The following is a 21,695-nucleotide window of genomic DNA, read 5'->3' on the forward strand; positions in this document are numbered from 1 at the left end:
AATGGACGATAACAAACAAAACCGGACGGTTATCGAAGCAGAAGTTCCAATGGGAACTGTCCACCCTGCTGCCCTTGAACCATACCGGCTAAGACTCTTTGTGGAAGACGAAATCGTCCGCGATGCGGAGATGACTGTGGGAGTTAACCACAGGGGAGTGGAGCGGATCATGGAAGGCCTGCCAGTGGAGAAGGCCAACAGCCTAACCGAGAAGATCTGTGGAATATGCTCCAACAGCCACATCTGGAACTCCTGCCGGACGGCGGAAATGGCTCTGGGAATAGATGTACCACAAAGAGCGACTTACATCCGTATCATAATGGAAGAACTGGAAAGACTCCACAGCCATCTACTCTACCTGGCCCACGGAAGCGAAGTACTGGGTCATGAAACATTCTCAATGCGCCTATTTTACATCCGAGAAACAGTGATGGACCTCCTGGGAATGATTGGGGGAAATCGTGTCCAGTACGGTTCAGCAGTACTGGGAGGGGTCAGACCACGCTGTGAACTGGATGAAATGCGTTTACAAAAGATTACAGAAGGAATGGATCTTCTTGAAGAGAAAATCACTGCATTTGCCGACAGATTTGTATCCGATCCCATGGTAATGAGCAGGATCACCGGAGTGGGAGTAATCAGTCAGAAAGATGCCCTTAGACTTGCTTGCTCTGGTCCAACACTACGGGCTACTGGTGTTGCCCGTGATTTAAGGAGGGAAATGGAGGAGTACGATCCATTTGAGTTTGATGTAATCACCCAGGATGATGGTGATGTCAAGTCCCAACTACTGATGAGGGTTCTGGAGATACCTGAAGCCATCAAGATCATACGTCAGGCAGTTCATGACCTTCCAGAGGGCCCTATAACCAACAGGAGTTGGGAGATGCAGGATACACCCATTACCAAGAGTTATATTGAAGTTCCCAGGGGAACACTTTACCATTCCTATGCCCTGGAAGATGGTAGGGTTAGAAACTGTGTCATAAGAACGCCCTCCATGGCTAACATCGGAGCCATGCAACATGCCTGTATCGGTCATCACATTACCGATGCCCAGCTTTCAGTGGTGCAATGTGACCCCTGTTTCACCTGCACTGACCGGGCAATTGAGATCATTAAGATATGAGGAGAATTAAACCATGGACCTTATATATTCCCTAATAGCAGTAATAGGCACCCTGGTGGTGGCCTTCATTGTGAGTCTCTTCTTACCGGGTATTGAACGAAAGTTCATCCACGCCCGGATACAGCAGAGGGTAGGACCACCCATCACCAGTCCCGGGATCATGGCCCCCCTCAAATTCTTCTTCAAAAAAACCATCACCCCTGAATCCCCAATGCCCCGATTGTACAATGCACTACCACTTATAAGCCTGATAATTGTAGTAATCCTGTTGGTATTGTTGATCCCTGAGATGTACTTTTTAGGAGCACTGGCCAGTGTAATTGCCCTGGTAGGATTCCTGAAAGTGGAAGAAATAATGTACATGTTCATGGGAAGCCTGTCCAGATCCGTACTCTCAGTACGCATGCCCTTCCCGGATAAAGCCAAAGGAGCCGCACACCCAGAAACAACCCAATCATTTTTCGAAGAACTCAGCAGTCTTCGGGCATTCCGGCTCATAGCATTTGGATCATTCCCAGTATACATTGCTATGTTTGTGGCAGTGGCCATGAGTGGAAGCATCTACCTCCAGGACATCATAGCCTACCAGCAGGTACACGGACCTATTCTCTTCACTGTGGCCGGAGTAATGGGAGCAATTGTATTCTTCATAGGATACATGATACTCTTAAATGAGTACCCATTTGCCATATTAAAAGGCAAACCTGATGTAGTTGAAGGACCCTACCTGGAATATGCTGCAAAATACAGGGCATATGTTTATATAACCCGTGGATTTTTGATGTTCACACTGTCAACCCTATTTGCCACTCTGTTCTTGGGAATAGCACCAAACATCCTGAACCCCACATTCATAATAACCATCATCGTGGCCCTGCTCTTCCCCATGCTCATGGCAGTTCTCAGCGCATTCTCACCAATATTCACCTACAAACAGTTCTACCCCACTGTAGCAGGGGTTTCCATTATAGGAGTGCTGGCCATAGTTGCAGCCTTACTTTAAAACTTTTAACCTTTCACAGGCACTGAAAATAGTTTATAATAAAAATTTATGGTGATTAAATGAAAATTGTGATAAGACCCCAGCATATCATCAGTCTAGGGGGTTATATTGTGGAAACGGATTTTCCCTACCGGAACGTGATTGTGGTAAACCCCACAGAGGAGCCTATAAAGTTGGAGGTTCCCGTATTCCATGAGGAATGGATCGAGGAACAACGCCAGCTGGGACTGGAAATCACTCCCCTCACTGAAAAAGACAACTACCTGAGTAACTTCCGTAAGGCCAAGGCCCGACTGGACAAATTAAAAGCAGAAAAAGGAATAAAGGCAGAGTAATCCCTAAATTCTGCACTGCCCTTTATTATCTCACTGCCCTTTATTATCTAATTATTCTCTTTTTCTATTCGATTTAGATTTATTATTATTCAGATTTATTATTAATTCTAAATTTTGTTTAACTTCCACTGAAATTCGCCTGTAATTTACTTTGCAATTCATTTAATCTTTCTCTCCCAAATCTTTTAGATTAGCCTGGAAAGATCTGGCAACTATGGGATTGGCAGCAGGTTCTGGCAAACCTAACTCTTTTAAAACTATCCTGCAGAATTCCATTGAATCAGCGGGCGAATTTACAGGGGCAAGTTTTTCAACAACTTCCTGAATATGTTGAAGATAATCCAAAGCTTCATCCATCCGTTGATGAATATCATCACCTTTTTGGGGCTCATCCCAGGAGGCTAACAACACTTCCAAACCTTTAACTGCCTTCAATCTTTCAATGGACATGACGGATTTGGCAAAATCACCATAGATAGGCAGATCTCCAGGGAGTGGCACCGCATCCCCTGTAATTAGAACCCTTTCCGGGGGGATGTGGAGGGATATTGAACCTGCAGAATGACCAGGGGTGTGTATAACTTCTAATTGAATATTTCCACCTAAATCAACAACCTCCCCCGCCTCTAGAACAATGTCCACCTGAACTGATCCCTCTACCAGGGAATGGAAATTGGGGACTGGTCGTTCCTTGAATTGTAGATCTACATCTTCAATCCAGGATTTCTCACCACAATGAGCTGCTATCTCACAGCCAGAAATTCTTTGAATGGACTTGGCAGAACCAATATGGTCTGGATGAGAGTGGGTTAAAATCATTAAGGAGATATCATCAGGTGCATGTCCTGTTTTTTCAAGATAATCGAAGATTACCTTTTCTGAAGAGCTAACTCCGCTATCTATCAAACAAACGTCATCTCCGTATATCAGATAGGAATAGACAAAGCGTTCCAGAATTCCAGAGTTGGTCTTAACCTGGAACGGAATTTTAATAGCGTGAATGTGTTCTGTGATTTGCATAAATAAAAATTGTGTTTCATCTGGTTTTATAGATTATGGATAGATGATTCAAGTTTAATACCAATTAATCAAATTCGCGGGTATAAAAACCTTTTAATAACAGGTGCAATGTCTGTTATTCATTACTCTCAATTTTAGTGAAAACTTTATTTGAACAATAATAGGTTCATTACTGTCAATATAAGATAAAATTGTTCATAATACTGCTTTTTTAGGGGAATAAGCTGTTATTTATGGTATTCAATTGCACAGTCCCTTCACATACTGATTTGAAGCAAGGGATCAATAGCATCATCGTCCTAAATAGCTATATTTTTTATAAATAATTCTTAATAATGTCTGATTAGTCTAAAAAAGAAACCAATAACGCTTATTCTAACATGTCTTTTCAAAACCCTTAATGAATCCTTTAAATTGAAAAAAGAACCTTAGGATAGATTTTTTTGGGGAAATTCCATCAAAATATTTATATAGTATGGGGGCCGATCAATTGTTGTCCAAATAACGTCCAATATCCCAAATCAGGATGTTAGGGACACGGAGGCGGTATTATTAATGAAAAAATCATATTCTTAGTGTTAACTTTTACGAGTTTGGCACTGTTTTCCCACATCAACATGTCTGTAACAGACAATCTAACTGGTGATGGGATGGCACCATTAAGGAGGCAGGATCAATGAATGAAAAATTAATCAGGGTAATGGTGCTGGTGGGTGTAATGTTAACTGTGGTAACTGTGGTGGCACTGGCACTTGTTGCTTCTGGAATTCCGGAAGATGATTCGAAACAATTGAAAAAAGAAGAGTTAGCTGCCATGGATACAAATAATACAACTAATTCGTCCAATAAAACTAAAAATATTAGAAATATCATATCTCCAGCAGAAGCTCAGGAGATAGCAGAAAAATTCATAAAAGAACCAGGAGCCACGCCAGGGATACCAAAATGGGATGAAGAAGACGGTGAAATGGTTTACATTGTGCCAGTGGTAATAAACGGAACCAGTGTGGGAGAAATAACCATAAACGCCCTTACAGGGGAGAATATGGGTGGTGCTGGTGGTGTATCCTACGGGTCTTCTCCTTAAATGGAGGTCCTATGGATATTCACCTTTCTATTTACTCTTAACTTTCTATTTACTCCTTAAATTCTATTAAAATCTCCAATTCAATATGGAAAATTAGGATCATGGAAAATTAGGATCTAATTGATTATTTTTTTCTCCGCCTCTTCTTTTAAAGCACGGTTCATCATTTCAAAACCCGCTTTGGTATTTTTTAGCAAGGTGGATCCAAATGGAACAAACAATCCACTAAATCTTTCTTTTTGAATGAACAAAGTTTTATTTTCATTTATTTCCTCAGTGATCCAACTGTGTTCACCATCAAACAGTTTAGGGATCCATAATCTCCCTAACCATCTTAATTCTTTTCCTGCATGGTATTCAAGAATCTTTGGCTTAATTGTCATTCCACTGGAATTAGGAGGTTGTATAAAAGCTTTGAGATCTGACCCTTCCTGAAGATTTCCTGAAATCTTTTTCATAAAGGGATTCCATGTTGGAAATTTCTCAAAATCATTTAATATGCTCCACACTTTGCTGGCCGGAGCATTTATCTCGATTTCGGTATAAATCTCTTTCATAACATTATTCTCTTAATTATGTCATAAAAATTATTCCATCAGTTTTTATTCCATAGTTTCCAGGATCTTTCGTGACACCCTCAAAGACAGTGCAGCGGTAAGTAGTATGGTGGGAAGTCCCTGAGAACGGGGAGACAGTGAAAGATCAGCCACCCACAACCCTTCAGGAAGCCAGGATGGTCTCATATTAGGTACATCCTCCTTCTTAAGGGGTACTGTTCCACCAAGGTGGCCTCCATTGGGAACGCCCCTGACAAATGGGCCAGAAACTCCTGCACCTTCCATTACTTCCTGTGCCTGGTTGATAGCCAGATCTAATCTCTCCTGATCATGGGCAGTCAGGGGTTTGTCAACCTTCCCATCAGCATAAACAGCACCTTCTTCAGTATCTGCCAGTTTAACCATTAATCCAACCCTATCCTGGATTGGAACCTTTCTCCAGGGTTTGTGAAAGTAATGGGAGAGAATATCAGGGTAGGGAGATAGAATATAATCTTCATGCTGGGTGTACCAGGCCATGGGTGGCTCCTCCAGTTGACGGGCACCAGGGAGAACACCTCCCAGGGTTAAAACGATGTCCACCCATAGGTGATCCTCGGCTTTTAAACCGGAATTTTTGAGTATCTGGGGGCTTCCAATACCTCCAGCGGCCAGAACCACCACATCCGCATTGTATTTCTTATTATCGTGAGTTATAACTCCACTTACCCTCCCATTTTCGGTGATGACCCTTTCTACTGGAGACCTGCTCTTGAGAACTGCACCTTTTCTTATGGCTTCTGTGAGGAATTTCCGTGAATCCCATCGCGCTCCACGTACACATCCCAATTCACAGAGGCCACAATTGTTACATTTGGAGGTGTCAACCACTTTGGGTGTGGGTTGGGGGTTTAAACCCATATCCCGTGCTGAACGGAACATTTCATTCGTTACAGGCCTCCAGTTTTCCTGTGGAATGGCAGTGGGCTTTAATTCGCCCTCCAGTTCATCATATTCTGGGGTTAAATCTAAACCAATCTCTTTTAAACCCCGATCAGCCCTTACCAGATTTCCACACGCAAGAACAGTTGAACCACCAGTTGAAAGGCCCCGTACCAGGACCAGTTCCTGGGATGAGCGCTGTATGTCCATTGGTGGGAATAAATGTTTAAAGGTACTCTCCCCTCCCAGGAGTCCAAAACGACGCAGGGGTTCAGCCCAGGATATCCGTCGTGTGAACGGCTTGAAAGGAGGACCTGCCTCCAGCACCACCACTTCAAAACCCCTCGATTGTAATTCACGGGCCGCGGTAGCCCCTCCCGCACCACTACCAACTACAATGGCTCTCATAATCTACCCCCTACATTAATTCCACGTGAATCTGTTAAATTAAACATCTGATATCTTCTCAACATCTATTATTCCACCAAAATATTTGGTTCTACACTCCCTTTAATAGGTGCTAAACACTCCGAACACCCTTCCGTTATTCTTTCTATAAATTTGATCTGTATATTAGGGTTTAAACCCTGCACCACGCCCTCATCAGCCGCACTCAGAACGTGGCAAGTGTTTGGGGTGTAATATTCTGCCAGGGCGCAGTGACTGACAACCATGGTTATTTTATTTTTACCATCTTCAACTGCTTTAATACTAAATTTTATTCCCAGCACATTATATAAAATCAGGGCCGCAGTGAAAAGGTCCTCCAAACTGTTCCCCACTCCCAAAATTCCCTTAAATTTACTCCCTAAGGATAAACCTTCCCTGAACATAGCTTCACGACCTTTTTTAATGGCTTCATCATAGCCCATGGTGTTTATCAAGGATTTAACCAGTTTATTGTGGGTAATAGCCATTATTTTTCTTCTTTCATCCAGATTTCCCTTTAAAACCATGTTCACATGGGGAAGGGGGATATCTGATTTTGAATCATTGTCAGAATAATCATCTAAAAGTTTTTCCAGACCATGGGTAGTTTGACGGGCCAGTTCATCCAAACCTCTTCTTTGGAACCATTCTGGAGTCCATAAGGATAATATTCGTAGTTTAAGTCCCATTATCTGCCTCCAGCTGGTCAATGTGTAGGATAAGGGGGTGAGAAGTACCCTGGTAAAGCGCATCTATCACATCCTGGTAACGCCGGGTGATGATCTCTCTTTTCAGCTTCATATTGGCGGTGAGATCCCCACCATCAATGGAAAGGTCGTTGGAAAGTATAACCCATCTCTTCACCTGTTCCGGACGTGAAAGGCCCTGATTGATCTCTTGAATGGTTTTGGATATATCATGGGGATTGTAATTTTCCTCCACCCAGAAGAGGCCTCCCAGGTATGGTTTGCCTTCACCCACCAGCATTACTTCACAAGTTCCGGGAGCATCCCGTAGAAGTGCTTCAATCCGGAGAGGGTCTATACTCTTACCATAAGAGTTGATCATAAGCTCCTTCTTCCTCCCGGTAATCACCAGACTCCCTTCGGGGGTTAAATAACCCATATCACCAGTTTTAAGCCAACCATCTTTAATAGGAGGATCTAAATCTGTTTCAAAGTAACCCGGTGTTACTTGAGGTCCCTTAATCATTATTTCATTATCTTCAGCTATTTTTATACTGGTTTCAGGGAGAGCTTCGCCAACGGTTCCTATTCGGTTTACCCCCCTACGGTTTAAGGTCACCAGGGGTGCTTCGGTTAGTCCGTAGGCATTGTGGACTTCTATTTCCAGTTCATGGTAATCATAGGTAAGCTGCTGACTGGAAGTAGCCGAACCCACAATGAGCTGGGCGCAGCGGTCAAGACCAGCCTTATTTAGGAAAGACCTGCGCACCAATGGTTTTAGAATCTTTTTCAATGTTCCTTCTTTTAAGTGTATGTAATGGCCTCCTAAAGACGTGTTTTTCAGATTGGACCATAGTTTTTCGTAGAAACGGGGTACTGAGAAGAAGATGGTGGGCCTTACCTGGGGTAGGGCAGAGGCCAGGTGATTGAAATCTTCCAGAAAATGGATCTTCAGGGGTGCCGGTGCATAGTAAGGTGAATAGGTCCCCAGGATTCCTTCCACCACATGGTTCATAGGTAAGAATGACAGATATCTGACTTCACGATTGCGATCCTTCCATGAGGGAAGAGAGGCCATGCTTTCTGCCATCCACCGCAGATTCCCATGGTTGAAAGTAACTCCCTTGGGCTTTCCAGTGGTGCCAGAGGTGTAACGGATGGTAGCCAGATCACTGAAGCTAACTGGGGCCTGGTTTAAACTTAACCCTCTCTCATGATTGGGGTTCCATTTTTCCAAAAATCTAGACCAGGATAAAACATTATCTGGGATTTTTTGAGATTCTCTACAGAAAGAAACCATCTCTAGGGGTTTATAAGAGTTTTTAGATTCATTTAAATTTTCATCCTGATCTTTATTATGGGGTTTATCTGGGATTCCATCCGGTTTTTTATTTGGAGTTTCATCAGGGGGTTCATGTAGTTCGTCCAGGCGCTTCATAAGGTGGGGTGTTCCAATGAAAAGGATCTTAGCCCCACTGGCTTTTAAAACATTATTTATCTCCATGGGGGGACTGGTATAATATAAAGGCACGCTGACAGCACCTAAAAGGCCTATTGCAACTTCCAAGGTCAGATAACGGCTGCTGTTTAAACCAACCAGGGCCACCCGGTCCCCCTGGTGGATGCCCATCTCTTTAAGGGCACCAGCTGCATTTTGAATATCTTCTCTCAAGGACGCGGGGTGTTTTTCTTTAATATGACCATCAACTATATCGTAACAACTCACAGGATAACTCTTACTTTTAAGGCGGAACAAGACTTGTTCATGAACTGTGCGCTCTGAACGGTGGAAAAAGCCCCTGTAAACAGCATAGTTAAGGATAACTGGCAGATAATTTTCCCAGTGGGGAATATTTGTGTCTAAATATTTTTGAATATTTTCCTGGCTGAAGACCCTTTTCTCATCCAGGTAAGGGGCCAGTGTGAACAGTGTATTTAAAAGTCCAGAGGAATGCTTCAGACGATGAGGAGATGATACTTTCTGGATCAATGATGATATGGGTAGGAATATGGGGCTGGGTAAGTTAACACCAAGCTCTTTCCGGGCCCATTTTTGCACCAAGTCCAGAAGCTCCCTGATAGTGGGAAGCTGGGATGTGGGTGTGGTGAGATGGAATGTCTTCCCTTCCACTTTAGGACTGAAGGTTAAATCAGCCACAGCACAGGCCACATAATCCACTGGAACCATGTTAAGGGTTAAGGAAGGGCTGGTGGGGATGAGGCGTATTCTTCCAGTGAGATAAAGTTTTAGTAAGGCGTATACTGTGTTGAAGGTTTTAATTTCCCCTGTCTTTGAATCTCCCACCACCATTCCCGGACGGAAAATGGTAAATGGTAAACCTGATTTTCTAACAGCTATTTCAGCTTCATATTTGCTCTTTTCATAGTTACTCCAGAAACCATACTGGTCGGTTAATTCATCCTCCAATATAATCCCTTTTTGCTTACCTGCAATGTATGCAGTTGAAATATGTGAAAACCCTTTGAATTCATCCTTAGCATGGTGTGCCAGTTCCAGGAGTTTGCAGGTTCCCTCCAGGTTGGTCTTTCGAAGTTCTTCCAGGGGGGTATGGAGTCCTAGGTCGGCTACCGTGTGGATGATGTGGTTAATGCTTGATGCGAGTTCCTGATAATCATCTTCATCCAGTCCCAGATTTTCCAGGGTTATATCGCCTGGAACTACCTTCACCTGGTGATTCAGTGAGGCAGTGAGTTCTTCCCAGTCATACCACGCCCGTTCCAAACGTTTTAATGCCTGTTCTTTACTTTCAGCACGTACCAGGGCTATGATTTTCAGGTCATCTCTTTTGATTAACTGACGGGTGATTTGAGTTCCCAGGAAGCCGTTTGCTCCGGTTATTAGAACAGTGCTCGGCATTTTCTCTTCACCATTCTCATTAAGATTATTGTTCATTTCATTTCCCCCTTCCCTTTAATCCCCAGGAACTCCTGAAGTAGAACCATGTTCTTTTGGGATAGACTTAACTGTTCCTGCAATCCACTCTCCAAGTGATCTTTTTGCAAGTTAGGAGTTGCTAAAAGCAAATCAACAGTTACCCTCAGATCTTCCCATAAAGTAGGGGCATCGTGGCATATAAAGTACTCTTGGTAAAGACCAAGATCCTGGTAAAATGAGGTGAGCCGTGGATCATGACCAACTGCTATTTGGGGAACCCCTGCTCTAAGGGATAGAACCGCAGAATGGTAACGGGAAGTGACCAGTAAATCCAGCTCACAAAGCATGGACGTCATCTGGGATGCATTGAATTCTCCAGAGGAAATTACCCTGCATTTATCTTTATTTTTCATATTATCACGGATGTCCATGGCCAGTGGTTGGTCCAGTTCCTCCATACAGATGAGGGCCACATTCTTGCCCTGTTTTTCAATTATATGATTCGCAGTACGAGTCCATCCTTCAATAAGTTTTTCTCTTGTTTTTTTCCTTTCATTGGAACGGGAGAAATAATAAGGCCACTTATAAAGGTCTTTTTCATGCCCACATGGTCTGATAACCACAGGCCAAAGTGAAAAATCCACCACAGCTAGACCAACAACACCTTTCACGGATTCGGGCCATAATTTTCCTAAAAAATTTTCATCTTCCGGGTCTTCCTGGAAGGTGAATGCACAATCAGCAGTGGAGGTTATGGGTGCAGTCACCCCAATTTTTTGTAATCTTTCCATGGCGTGTTTGGTTCTGGTGATGATGAGATCAGTTTTACTGGCCTCTCTTTTAACCAGCCACCTGTTCAGGGAGGATAACTCGCCAGCATCCACTGCATAAGCCAGGCATGGTTTATTATGTCGATGAGCACTGTTAGTGGCCCACAGGAACGCCCAGAGAAGTGCAGAGGTCCAGGTGTCCATGTAACAGCTTCCCTCCACCAGTAAAACCAGGTCGTGTTCAGCAACCAGCCTGTCAATGGCCAGAAAGAAGATAGAGGGGATGGGGGCAATGTGCAAGTGTTCATCTTCGTCCAGATAACGGCGCAGGTTCTCCTCATTCAACGTGGGGACTGTAATTTGGGTGTGGGGTCCCAGTAAACTCTTCACATCCTTGATAATGGAGAGGAGTCGGGCTTCGGATCCGGTGTTGTTGGCACCATTGTACCCCACCAGAAGCACCTTCTGGGGGGAATCATTTTTTTGGCTCATATATGATCAAATTCTTGAAATACATATCGGTTTCTTGAAATACATTCGGTTCTATTACATTATTCTTTAAAGGATTTTAATTAAGGAATTCCTATTAATGCCCATGTTTTTTATGATATGGTTGTGAAAATCGTTTTACATGCCTTATTTCTCATCACCAGGACCCATATCCCGCATCATGAAAAAGACCACTTTTAACATTATCCCGGTTAACATCCTGGTGAGGATGCCTATCTGGGCTGGCTGATAATATTCCTTGCCCTGGTAGAACTGGTAATCTGCAGGCATGTACTCCTTGACATCGGAGGATATGCTTTGAAAGATTCGAAAGCCCATGTAATCTTTAAAGCCAACCTTGATTTTCCTTGTTTTTTCTTTTTCCATGGATTTCAAGGATTGGTCAAATTGTTGGGCTGATTTTTCTAGTTTACTGGTGTTTTTCTTATTCAAACCAGCAGTTGCCGGCCATGGTGCAGTTACCAGACCACATTTACCCGCTACATTGTATCCCCATGCTTTGGTTATCATTTCCATGTAATTCAGGGTTTCTTTAACTCCTATCCCTCCAGTGGTGCAGAGGACAAGGGCATTCTTACTGTGGTATTCTGGACGGTGGCATAGATATGCCACCCGGTCAATGAAGTTCTTCAGGAGGGCGGATACCGTCATAACGTACACCGGGGAGACTATAATCAGGCCGTCTGCTTGGTCCATCTTATCCTGGATCATCTGCCGATCATCTTTTAAGGGGCAGAACTCAATTCCCCGGGACACGCAGTTGAAACAGCCTTTACAGGCATCTAAGTGAGCATCTTTAAGGAACAGGTATTCGAATTCATAAGTTCCTTTCCTTTTCATCTTAGCTTCCAGGTTTCGAGCCGCCTGGTAACTGTTACCCTTCTTTCGGGGGCTTCCAATAATGGTTAAAATTTTCATATTCTCACTTTATCTTCCTTATTTCCCGTTTCAAGTCTTCAAATTTTGATGGCTTCCAGAAGGAAATCTGTATGTTTACCCATCCTTTCCAGGGCCATATCCATGAATGAATCAAAGTCTTCATCGTATTTCAGGACGTAGTATTCAAAGAACAGAAATAGGGCAAATGAAAAGTATTCATAGGCCAGTGTTCTGGGGTTGAATGGTTTAATCATCTTTTTTTCCATCATCATCCTGAAAACATTCTCCCAACCAGTTATGGGCTCTTCCAATAATTCTTTTTTGAAGAATTCCCTTATTTTCTGGTTGTGGTAGGTTTCGATTGAAACCAATCGCCAGATTTTTTCCATCTGGGGGGTGTTAATTTGTTCTATATACACCCGAGACCCTACCTGAAAATACACCTCAGGACCCTGGTCCATTAACTTGGTGGTTTCTTCTTCTGGCAGGCCACTCTGGGTGAGTTCTGCTTTAAAGTAGTCAATTATGGCGTCCAGGATTGCCTCTTTGTTTTTGTAATGATTGTAAATTGAACTTTCCCGTATTCCCACTTCTCGTGCTATTTCACGCACGGAAACGGCATTGAATCCCTTTTGGGAGAATAATTCAAGTGATACGTTAAATATTCTCTCTTTGGTTGGTTTGATGTTGTCTTTTGATTTTTGATCTTCCATATGATGTTCCCCTTAACTAACGTTCGTTAGTCTCATGGATATGGGTTCCATCCCATAATATATAAAACTAACGTTCGTTCGTAAGTATGGTCTGGAAAAAAATGTGAGAAATAAAAATGGTAATCCTTCTTAGAACTTAAAAGAACAAGTTTTATACAGTGCATTTCTAATTTGCCAGAATATATTCCTTTTTTTATTTTTAAAAAAGAAATAAGATTATTCCGGTGGGAAAACTTCAAAGAATAATTCTCTAAATTCATCCATTAATTCTTTAGGGAATTTTAAACCAACACATATTATGAGAACCCCGGTTCCAACTGTTCCTTCTTCGTTGTTAGGGTCGTCTATTAATTCTTCATCAAAAACCAGATTTACCCTGGACTTTTCCTGAAGGAAATCCCATAATGTTTCTTTTTCAGGGGCTTTCCCGGTTGTCATGATTTTATTACGGAGGGATAGCTGTAAAAATTGCTCCCAATCTTTATATTCGCAAAATTCAATCCACACTGACCCTTTATAGTCAATACATGAATTGCAGGTTTCAATTTCCCAGTGAAAGAAGTTTTTTATAATATCCTCTATTCCTTCATCCACCAAAATATAAAAATCATCATCAACTTTAAGCTCTACCTGTTCATGTCCCATATAAATTCCTCCTAATTATCGGTAACTTCTAATTGTCAGTAAACTTCTTTTATTTTTGAACAAAAAAAAAGTAGTAGTTACCTTCTCCTAAGCACATTATTAATAGTGATGGCTATCAGGAGTAAAACTGGCCAAATTTCCAGTCTCCCCATCCAGAAATCGATTATGAACACTATTTTAACCAGTGCGGGGGAATCCGGAGTCATAATTCCGCTGGAAAGCCCCACATTACTCAGGGCAGATGCCACCTCAAATATGACCCTGGAAATATCAGGATAATAAATCAGGACTATAATCACACTTACAATGTACACCAGCAGGTAGGTGGATAGAAATGCTCCTGTTAATCGTATAACATCATCGGTTATCTGTAATTCAGTTACATGGTGTAACTTTTTAGCCATAACAGCTTTACCTGGTAATATGAATGATTTAACCTGCCAGGATATTCCTTTGAGCAGTATGCCCACTCGGAGCCACTTAATACCTCCACCGGTAGACAGGGAACCGGCACCAATGATCATGATTATGGTCATGAGGAATGTACCCAGACCAATCCATTTGGTGAGTATATCGGGATAGAAAGCGGTTTGCAGGCCGGTGGTGGTGATGGCTGAAACCATCTGGAACAGACTGAACCTTAAATTAAGCAGTAAGTCATTCCCATAGACCTGATTGTTAAAGAGCATAAAGGTTACCAGGACTGTGGAAACTATTATAAGACTGAAAGCCACTTTTGTCTCGATATCTTTAAAGTATTCCCTCCAGTTCCCTTTAAGAATGGTGTAGTGTAGGGCGTAGTTGGTGGCACCGATCATCATTATGATCATGGCTGCAATCTCTATCCAGACACTGTTATAGAATAAGAGACTGCTATTATGCATTCCAAACCCTCCAGTGGATAGGGTGGTGAATGCATGAAAAATAGAGTCGAAAACAGGCATTCCTGCTACTAAATAGAGTGCTATGGCAATTAAAGTAAAGAGGAGGTACATATAAACAATGATCCTGGTGGAATGTTTAATACTGGGTACAAGTCTTTCTTCCCTGCCTTCGGCCAGGTAGAGGCGCATAACATCAACACCAGTGGATCTTAAAAGGGCCAGAAGAAGGAATATTATACCAAGACCGCCAATCCACTGTGTGAAAGCCCGCCAGAAGTTCATGGTATAGGAAACGGCATCAACATTGGAATACATGCTGAATCCAGTGGTTGTGAATCCAGACATGGCTTCAAAATAGGAATTAAGATAAGATAACTCTCCTGAAAGATAATAGGGCAAAGAACCTAGTGCACCTGCAATGAGCCATATTATGGTGGAAAAGATCATGGCACTTTTAAGTGTCATTTTAATTTCAATTTTAAACAGCTTCACCAGAAGAAAACCAATAACCGCACTGATGATGGCAGAATAGAGAAAAGGAGCTATATATTTCGGTTCGTTATAAATAAATGTGATTATGATGGGGATCAACATGGCGGCTGCCAGGAGTATGCACACATTCCCGGTATGGTGCAGTATAGTCTTAACTTCTCTTCTACTCAAACGGTGAATCTGTTGCATAATCCCTCCACCCTATAAAATTATTATAACCGTTAGTGGTAGATCAGACTAACATATAATCTTTGTGTGTTGAATGAAGAAATTAACCTATCGATAATTAGACTTTCAACACATCAACTCATCATTCATTTACATAGAAAGGAGGAAAAGACATGAGAAGAAGTGATAAACAGATCAAAGATCCGGAACTCCTCATGGAAATATTAAACCAATCTCAAATATGCCGGATAGCTTTATGTGATGGTGAAAAACCTTACCTGGTGCCCATGAACTTTGGTTACAGTGAAAACACGTTATATCTTCACTCTGCAACTGGCGGGCGTAAGATCGATATTTTAAAGGAAAACAACAACATTTGTTTCCAGATGGACATTGAAACTCAAATTGTAAAATCTGAAAATCCATGTGACTGGGGAATGAAATATTTGAGTGTAATTGGTTCTGGTCATGCTCATATAATCAATGATATCCAGGAGAAAAAGGAAGCCCTGGATATAATAATAGCCAAATATTCTAAAAAATCAGATGAATCTGCTGAAAAATCATTTGAATACTCTGATGAAGCCCTGAGCAAAGTTCTGGTGATAAAAGTGGAAGTAGAAGAAATCACTGGCAAAAAATCAGGATATTAAATTGGGGGGGGGGAGGGGGGCTGATTAAGATTAAGGATGGGTTTTTTAAAGTTTTAATTTAAATTTGGAGTTAAAGTGTACATATAAATAATTTAAGGAGTGGGATAACAGTGGAACGGTATAATTGTGGCTGGGAAAAACTGAAGGAAATTGATGGTGAAGCTGGAGAAGCAGTGGTTGAAAGTTTAAAAGACATAGCACCAGATTTGGCCAGGTACATTATTGAATTCTCCTTTGGAGATGTCTACTCCCGAAATGGAACCACCCTGAAAGAGAAGGAAATTGCAGTGGTGGCGGGATTAACTGCCATGGGAAACGCCGCCCCGCAGCTGAAGGTGCACATCCACGGAGCACTGAATGTGGGTGTTTCTACAGAAGAACTGGTGGAGGTTATACTCCAGATGTCATCATACAGTGGGTTTCCCAGTGCCATCAACGGGATCAACACTCTGAGGGAAGTTCTACAGGCGAAAAAGATTGACTTCCAGCCAGTACCCGAAAAACAGGAGGGGGATCGTTTCATCCGTGGGGTAGAATGGCTGGGTAAACTGGATCCAAACCAGGTTCAACTCCTAGAAGAGACCTTCCAGGACATAGCCCCTGATCTCATGGAATTTGTAGTAGGGTTTGGATACGGGGATATCTACAGTAGAAAGAATTTAGGCCCTAAATTGAGGCAAATTGCCACCATCGCCGCCCTCACCTGTATGGGCACAGCACAACCACAACTGGCCTTCCATATCAGGGCAGGTTTAAAGGTGGGTTTAACTAAAGATGAGATAATTGAAACCATCATACTCATGGTAGTTTATGCTGGATTTCCAGCGGCTATAAATGGTATAAATACGGCCAAAGAAGTATTTAACGACATTTAATACATGAATTTTTTTTATTGTACTTTAATTAATAACATATGGTATAATTATTATAATAAGTATGGTAATTTTCTAATTAAGAATATAACTACAAATGGGAATTAATCGCTCTCTCATAATTGTACTAATTAAAGGGCTAACTGTTGAATGGATGTGTTGCTTGACTGGGGATGTGTTGATAATGGCAGAGTTACCAGAACTGATAATACTGGCAGGACAGATGGACAGGGAACTCCAATCCAAGGAGTTCCATAAGGGCGAACTTCGCCAGGAAAAATCTTTAAACCTACCGGTAGATGAGTTTATCCAGAAAATAAGTGGTAAAAATGTATTTAAGGTTTACAATAAAGGTAAATGGATTTTCATCCAGCTATCTGATGATTACCATCTGCTTTTGAATCTGGGCATGGGTGCTGATGTACTCTATCATGAACCCGGCCGTGAACATCCCGAGGAATATCAGTGCCTTTTCCAGTTCACCGATGGATCAACCTTTTCCTGTAAATTCTGGTGGATTGGGCGCGCAGAACTCCTGCAGGATGAGGAATTAGCTCAACACAAGGCCACCAAGGATATTGCAATTTCACCTCTGGACGCAGAATTCACCACAGAACACTTCAGAAAACTCTGCGGGGCACGCTCCCAGATTAAGAACCTCATCCTGAACCAGAAAAAAATCGGAGGTATAGGGAACGTATACATCCATGATATTCTCTTCAGGGCAAAAATACACCCTCAAAAGGTAGCAAATACTCTGGAAACGTGTAAAGTGGACAAACTCCACGGTATAATTCGGGAAAACCTTAAAAATGCCACAGAAATAGGTGGATTGGCCTATGAAAAAGATTTCTATGGCCAGAACAATGGATTTGATCGTGATTACTTCCTGGTGGCGTACAAGGAGGGTGAGCCCTGTCCTGAGTGCGGTAACACCATTGAAAAGATTAAAACCGGAAGCACATCTTCATATATCTGTCCCAACTGTCAGGAGTTGTAAATTGTCACTTAATACCATAATCGATAGTTTAATTTAGAAAGTAGGTTAAATTAAGAAATAGAAATTTTCAGGAGATACATATTACAGGATACATATATTTCAGGAGATAACCAGTAATGGATGAAATTGCCATAAATATCAGGGCTGTTAACCAGCCAGGAGTTCTGCGGGACATCACAGAATTAACTGCCATATGTGGAATTAACATAACCTACACCCACCTCTTTGTCGAAGATAAAGACCATGCCTCATTATATTTGGAGTTAGAGGCAGTTAAGAATGTGGATAAGTTAATAGAGAATATTAGAAAGGTTGAAGCAGTGCGAAGTGTTGAAGAATGCCCCACACTTCAGGATGTTTATGGTAAGAGAATCATCATTATTGGTGGCGGGGCACAGGTGGCCATGGTGGCCCAAGGTGCCATCACCGAGGCCGACCGTCACAACATCAGAGGAGAACACATCAGTGTGGACACCATCCCTCTGGTGGGTGAAGAAGACCTATCTGAGGCAGTATCTGCGGTGGGAAGACTCCCCAGGGTCGGTGCACTGGTACTTGCCGGTTCCCTCATGGGAGGGAAGATCACCGAGGCCATAGATGAGATAAAAAAAGACCACGAAGTCATAGTAATCAGCCTCAACATGCCGGGCAGTGTAACTGAAAAGGCGGATCTGGTGGTAACCGACCCAATCCAGGCTGGAGTGATGGCAGTGATGGCAGTGGCAGACACTGCTATATTTGATATTAAAAAACTTGGTCAGAAAAGATTTTAAACTAAAAAAAGGTGGTTTAAAGACCTCACCACGAGATCTTTAAAATAAATTTGAAAAATATTAACTTGCTGAATTTAAACTTATTTCTGGTTTAAACTTTTTCAGTGATACTTAACTCATTTCTATTGCTCTAATGAGTCTACTTGCTTCGTTTTTAAGGTCAACGTCAGTAATATCCCCACTTTCCCTAATTTTCAGAGCTAACTGCAGAACTTGTGACACATCATTGGGTTTGAGGGTTTCAGCCATATCCAGATAGGTTTGTCCCTCTTTGTCCTCAACAATCACATCTTTTTCGGCCATCATTTTCAACAGGCCTTTGCAGGTGCCCATAATACTGGTATCTTCCACATTTTCACATTTTTTAAGGAGTTCCTCAGTTTTTTTGTCCATGGTATCACCACTTATAATACTGTTCCTAAAAGGATTTATATCTTTATTAATTACTCGCATAGAATTATTCCAGGATGGAATTGGAATCATTTAATACTATTTGCCAACAAATATTAATCTGCACAAATATCTCTTTGCCAAACATTTAATCTAAACTAAAATTCCAGATGATGAAAATATCCGAGGGGTGAGATGAAATGACACTTCACTGTGATGGTATGGATGGGCTGGTGGTTAAAGCGGCTGAAGAAGCTCTGGAGATGGAAAACATTAATTATGTGCTTCCATTTATCCGGGAAAAATATGAGGATGAGCTGAAAGATGCCTTTGAAAGAACAACCACGGTAAGAGAGCTTTCTGGAGATGCAGCTGAACTTGCCGATTACTGGTTCTTTGAAACAGCAGTCAGATTATACTTAAAAGGCAGGGGGAAGGCTTACACGGGACTGAAACCCTCCCAGATCAATGAAGAACCAGTTATTAACATGGCGGAACAGGCGGTTAGAACTGAGAACATTAACGATCTCATGAATTTCATCATGAACTCCATCAAAGAAGATGTTTGGGTCCGATTTGACGATGTTCTATCCAAAAAAGATTATGATATAAATGATGTGGATGATGCCCGGGATTACATAGATTCACTTTTAAACTTCTTCGGTTACATGCAACAGTTAATCGAATTCATGGAAGAAGGTTAAAATCGGAAAAAGTTAAAATTCATATCTGGAACTCTAAATTAAAGGTTTAAATCTATTCAAAGGTTTAAATCTATTCAATTATTATAGGTCAAAATATTATAGGTTTAAAAATTTATTTCACTGAAAAATAGGTAAGGTGGATGTAAAATGAATGATGAACTAAAATCTGTGGTTATTAATGTAGAAGATTTGCTTGATTATCAGGAAGGGGCAGTTGTAAGTCGGGAGATAATCCGCAAAGAAACCGGAACTGTCACCATATTCGCTTTTGATAAGGGGGAGGGATTAAGTGAACACACCGCACCCTTTGATGCTATGGTTCAGATAATTGATGGGAAGGCAGAAATAACCATTTCTGGTAAAAAGAACACTCTCCAGAGGGGGGATATGATCATCATGCCTGCGGGCGAACCACACGCCCTCCACGCCCTGGAACAATACAAAATGATCCTGACCATGATCCGGTCATGATATATTCAGTTCTTAAATCACAGTTCTTAAATCACATTTTTTTTTACTTTCATTAATTTTACGCTATCTTAAAAAGTCATATGCCATCCCACTAAATACAAAACCCAATTAAAAACATTTAAATTAAAAACAAAACTATAAAAATTAAAAAATCCCCTTATACTCAGGGTATAAGGGTTAAATTATCGAATAAATAATAGAATCATTTTTATTCTAATCATTCTTTATTCAAATCATTTTTTATTCTTTTATTCGCCGATCTTAGATGTTTAATTTAAGTATCTAAAGTAACCGGATAAGAACAGTTTCTTCCTTCACGAAGTCCATTTCTTCAATGAGTTGCAGTGCTTCCTGCACATTCTTCTCCAGGGCGTGGTGGGTTACCATGAAGATTGGCACGGCCTCCCCTTCATCTGCTTTTTTCTGACTCACTGATTCAATACTTATATCCAGTTCACTCAGAATACCGGATATGGAGTGTAAGACTCCGGGTTCATCCAGTGCAGTTATTCTCAAGTAATATTTGGACTCGACATCGGAAATATCCTTAACTTTTTCCACCCGGGTTTCCTTTGGCCCATAAACCACCGGTCTTCCCATATCCTGCATTATGTCAATACAATCTGCCACCACAGCACTGGCAGTGGGCATCATACCGGCACCTGCTCCGTACATGAGCACAGGACCCACCACATCACCCACCAGGTACACCGCATTAAATACATCATTAACCAATGCCAATAAATGGGTTTCAGGGACCAGAGTGGGATGCACCCTTATTTCCAGTTCGCCATCTGCTATCTGGGCTATGGCCAGTAGTTTAATGACACTTTCCAGTTCTTCCCGGGCAAAACGGATATCATCAGGAGTGATCCTGGTTATACCCTCCACATGGAACTTCTCCTGTTCAACGTAAATTCCAAAGCCCAATATACTAAGTATTATGAGCTTCTGAGCAGTATCATGTCCTTCAATATCAAAAGTGGGATCTGCTTCAGCGTAACCCATCTCCTGGGCCTCTTTTAAAACTGTGTCAAAATCAAGGCCTTCTGCATCCATTTTAGTGAGTATGTAATTAGCAGTTCCGTTGATGATCCCGTAAATGGTTTCTATATTATTAGCAGCCAATCCATCATTGAGGGGTACGAGTAGTGGAATACCTCCACCGACACTGGCCTCAAAAGAGATCCGAACACCATTTTTATGGGCGCTGTCCGTAATTTCCTGCCAGTGCTTCGCTAAAAGCGCTTTGTTAGCGGTTACCACGTGTTTACCATTTTCCATGGCTCTTAAAATGAAATTCAGTGCTGGTTGGTAGCCACCAACCAGTTCAATAACAATGTCGATCTCCTCATCTTCCAGGATATCATCCACATCGGTGGAGAGTATTTCTTGGTTGACTTCCACACCACGGTCGGTGGTTATGTCCAGGTCCACTATTCGTTTGAGGTTAACCTTTTTATTAACTTTACGCTCTAATAATTGGATGTTTTGGTTTAAAGTCGCTACTACACCGCTTCCAATGGTCCCAAAACCAATAAGTCCAATATTTACTGTTTCATCCATTTAAATCATTCCGAAATTCTTTTTTATACCTGTTTTTATGTCTACGAGTAGTTTAATATGACAATTGTTTAGTTTAAGTAAATAATCGGTTAAACTCGTTTTTAATATAATAACTGATGAATAGATTCTACTGAATTGATCT

22 protein-coding genes are annotated in these 21,695 nt (G+C 41.7%); 10 read left to right on the top strand and 12 right to left on the bottom strand.

Annotated elements, in window-relative coordinates; translation table 11 throughout:
* The first annotated feature begins 1 nt into the window (after position 1).
* Genes HY987_RS07285 through HY987_RS07295 form a run of 3 tightly spaced genes read left to right on the top strand, consistent with a single transcriptional unit; the run spans position 2 to position 2,467 of the window.
* On the top strand, positions 2-1,129 hold the full coding sequence (locus HY987_RS07285; RefSeq protein ID WP_292757108.1) for a nickel-dependent hydrogenase large subunit: 1,128 nt from the start codon (positions 2-4) through the stop codon (positions 1,127-1,129).
* A gap of 13 nt (positions 1,130-1,142) precedes the next feature.
* Positions 1,143-2,132, top strand: coding sequence for an NADH-quinone oxidoreductase subunit H (locus tag HY987_RS07290; protein WP_292757110.1), 990 nt, complete (start codon positions 1,143-1,145; stop codon positions 2,130-2,132).
* A 59-nt stretch (positions 2,133-2,191) separates the two neighbouring features.
* Positions 2,192-2,467 (top strand): energy-converting hydrogenase B subunit P, encoded by a 276-nt coding sequence (locus HY987_RS07295; RefSeq protein ID WP_292757112.1) that lies wholly within the window; start codon positions 2,192-2,194, stop codon positions 2,465-2,467.
* 162 nt (positions 2,468-2,629) lie between these two features.
* Here the strand turns inward: HY987_RS07295 and HY987_RS07300 are convergent, their stop codons facing one another.
* Entirely contained in the window at positions 2,630-3,487 is an 858-nt protein-coding gene (locus tag HY987_RS07300) for an MBL fold metallo-hydrolase (protein ID WP_292757114.1), read from the bottom strand.
* A 676-nt stretch (positions 3,488-4,163) separates the two neighbouring features.
* Here HY987_RS07300 and HY987_RS07305 point away from each other — a divergent pair.
* Positions 4,164-4,574, top strand: a complete 411-nt coding sequence (locus HY987_RS07305; RefSeq protein ID WP_292757116.1) for a PepSY domain-containing protein — start codon at positions 4,164-4,166, stop codon at positions 4,572-4,574.
* Between the two features lie 116 nt (positions 4,575-4,690).
* Here HY987_RS07305 and HY987_RS07310 read toward each other — a convergent pair whose 3' ends face one another.
* From HY987_RS07310 to HY987_RS07350, 9 genes are all read right to left on the bottom strand, one after another.
* Positions 4,691-5,131, bottom strand: coding sequence for an SRPBCC domain-containing protein (locus HY987_RS07310; protein WP_292757118.1), 441 nt, complete (start codon positions 5,129-5,131; stop codon positions 4,691-4,693).
* A 45-nt stretch (positions 5,132-5,176) separates the two neighbouring features.
* Complete coding sequence (locus HY987_RS07315) at positions 5,177-6,460, bottom strand: GMC family oxidoreductase N-terminal domain-containing protein (RefSeq protein ID WP_292757120.1); 1,284 nt, start codon at positions 6,458-6,460, stop codon at positions 5,177-5,179.
* A 68-nt stretch (positions 6,461-6,528) separates the two neighbouring features.
* Positions 6,529-7,233 carry a hypothetical protein gene (locus HY987_RS07320; protein WP_292757121.1) on the bottom strand — a complete coding sequence of 235 codons (705 nt, stop codon included), beginning with the start codon at positions 7,231-7,233 and terminating at the stop codon, positions 6,529-6,531.
* On the bottom strand, positions 7,160-10,081 hold the full coding sequence (locus tag HY987_RS07325; RefSeq protein WP_292757123.1) for an AMP-binding protein: 2,922 nt from the start codon (positions 10,079-10,081) through the stop codon (positions 7,160-7,162). Before HY987_RS07325 ends, HY987_RS07320 begins: the two co-directional genes overlap by 74 nt.
* Positions 10,078-11,325 (bottom strand): polysaccharide pyruvyl transferase family protein, encoded by a 1,248-nt coding sequence (locus tag HY987_RS07330; protein WP_292757125.1) that lies wholly within the window; start codon positions 11,323-11,325, stop codon positions 10,078-10,080. The genes HY987_RS07325 and HY987_RS07330 overlap by 4 nt, the downstream gene beginning before the upstream one ends.
* A gap of 144 nt (positions 11,326-11,469) precedes the next feature.
* On the bottom strand, positions 11,470-12,261 hold the full coding sequence (locus HY987_RS07335; RefSeq protein WP_292757127.1) for a flavodoxin family protein: 792 nt from the start codon (positions 12,259-12,261) through the stop codon (positions 11,470-11,472).
* Between the two features lie 38 nt (positions 12,262-12,299).
* Positions 12,300-12,935 (bottom strand): TetR/AcrR family transcriptional regulator, encoded by a 636-nt coding sequence (locus HY987_RS07340; protein ID WP_292757129.1) that lies wholly within the window; start codon positions 12,933-12,935, stop codon positions 12,300-12,302.
* Positions 12,936-13,151: 216 nt separating this feature from the next.
* A complete protein-coding gene (locus HY987_RS07345) occupies positions 13,152-13,580 on the bottom strand; it encodes a hypothetical protein (RefSeq protein WP_292757131.1) in 429 nt (142 codons plus the stop codon).
* A 77-nt stretch (positions 13,581-13,657) separates the two neighbouring features.
* Positions 13,658-15,145: a TrkH family potassium uptake protein gene (locus tag HY987_RS07350; RefSeq protein WP_292757133.1), complete on the bottom strand. Its 1,488-nt coding sequence runs from the start codon at positions 15,143-15,145 to the stop codon at positions 13,658-13,660.
* 152 nt (positions 15,146-15,297) lie between these two features.
* Here HY987_RS07350 and HY987_RS07355 point away from each other — a divergent pair, with 152 nt between their 5' ends.
* The 4 genes from HY987_RS07355 to HY987_RS07370 all read left to right on the top strand — a co-directional run bounded on the left by HY987_RS07355 (position 15,298) and on the right by HY987_RS07370 (position 18,422).
* Positions 15,298-15,777: a pyridoxamine 5'-phosphate oxidase family protein gene (locus HY987_RS07355; RefSeq protein ID WP_292757135.1), complete on the top strand. Its 480-nt coding sequence runs from the start codon at positions 15,298-15,300 to the stop codon at positions 15,775-15,777.
* A gap of 110 nt (positions 15,778-15,887) precedes the next feature.
* The gene (locus tag HY987_RS07360) at positions 15,888-16,652 is read left to right on the top strand and encodes a carboxymuconolactone decarboxylase family protein (protein ID WP_292757137.1); all 765 of its coding nucleotides are present in this window, start codon (positions 15,888-15,890) and stop codon (positions 16,650-16,652) included.
* Between the two features lie 181 nt (positions 16,653-16,833).
* Positions 16,834-17,649 carry a DNA-formamidopyrimidine glycosylase family protein gene (locus HY987_RS07365; protein ID WP_292757139.1) on the top strand — a complete coding sequence of 272 codons (816 nt, stop codon included), beginning with the start codon at positions 16,834-16,836 and terminating at the stop codon, positions 17,647-17,649.
* Between the two features lie 116 nt (positions 17,650-17,765).
* Entirely contained in the window at positions 17,766-18,422 is a 657-nt protein-coding gene (locus HY987_RS07370) for a DUF5612 domain-containing protein (RefSeq protein WP_292757141.1), read from the top strand.
* Positions 18,423-18,533: 111 nt separating this feature from the next.
* Here the strand turns inward: HY987_RS07370 and HY987_RS07375 are convergent, their stop codons facing one another.
* Entirely contained in the window at positions 18,534-18,815 is a 282-nt protein-coding gene (locus HY987_RS07375) for a hypothetical protein (protein WP_292757143.1), read from the bottom strand.
* A 197-nt stretch (positions 18,816-19,012) separates the two neighbouring features.
* Here HY987_RS07375 and HY987_RS07380 point away from each other — a divergent pair, with 197 nt between their 5' ends.
* Both HY987_RS07380 and HY987_RS07385 read left to right on the top strand, forming a co-directional pair.
* Positions 19,013-19,516 carry a DUF6448 family protein gene (locus tag HY987_RS07380; RefSeq protein ID WP_292757145.1) on the top strand — a complete coding sequence of 168 codons (504 nt, stop codon included), beginning with the start codon at positions 19,013-19,015 and terminating at the stop codon, positions 19,514-19,516.
* A 147-nt stretch (positions 19,517-19,663) separates the two neighbouring features.
* The gene (locus tag HY987_RS07385; protein WP_292757147.1) at positions 19,664-19,987 is read left to right on the top strand and encodes a cupin domain-containing protein; all 324 of its coding nucleotides are present in this window, start codon (positions 19,664-19,666) and stop codon (positions 19,985-19,987) included.
* Between the two features lie 282 nt (positions 19,988-20,269).
* Here the strand turns inward: HY987_RS07385 and HY987_RS07390 are convergent, their stop codons facing one another.
* Positions 20,270-21,553: a homoserine dehydrogenase gene (locus HY987_RS07390; protein WP_292757148.1), complete on the bottom strand. Its 1,284-nt coding sequence runs from the start codon at positions 21,551-21,553 to the stop codon at positions 20,270-20,272.
* Positions 21,554-21,695: the final 142 nt, after the last annotated feature.

The sequence above is a fragment of the Methanobacterium sp. genome (assembly GCF_016217785.1).
In the GTDB taxonomy this organism is placed as follows: domain Archaea; phylum Methanobacteriota; class Methanobacteria; order Methanobacteriales; family Methanobacteriaceae; genus Methanobacterium.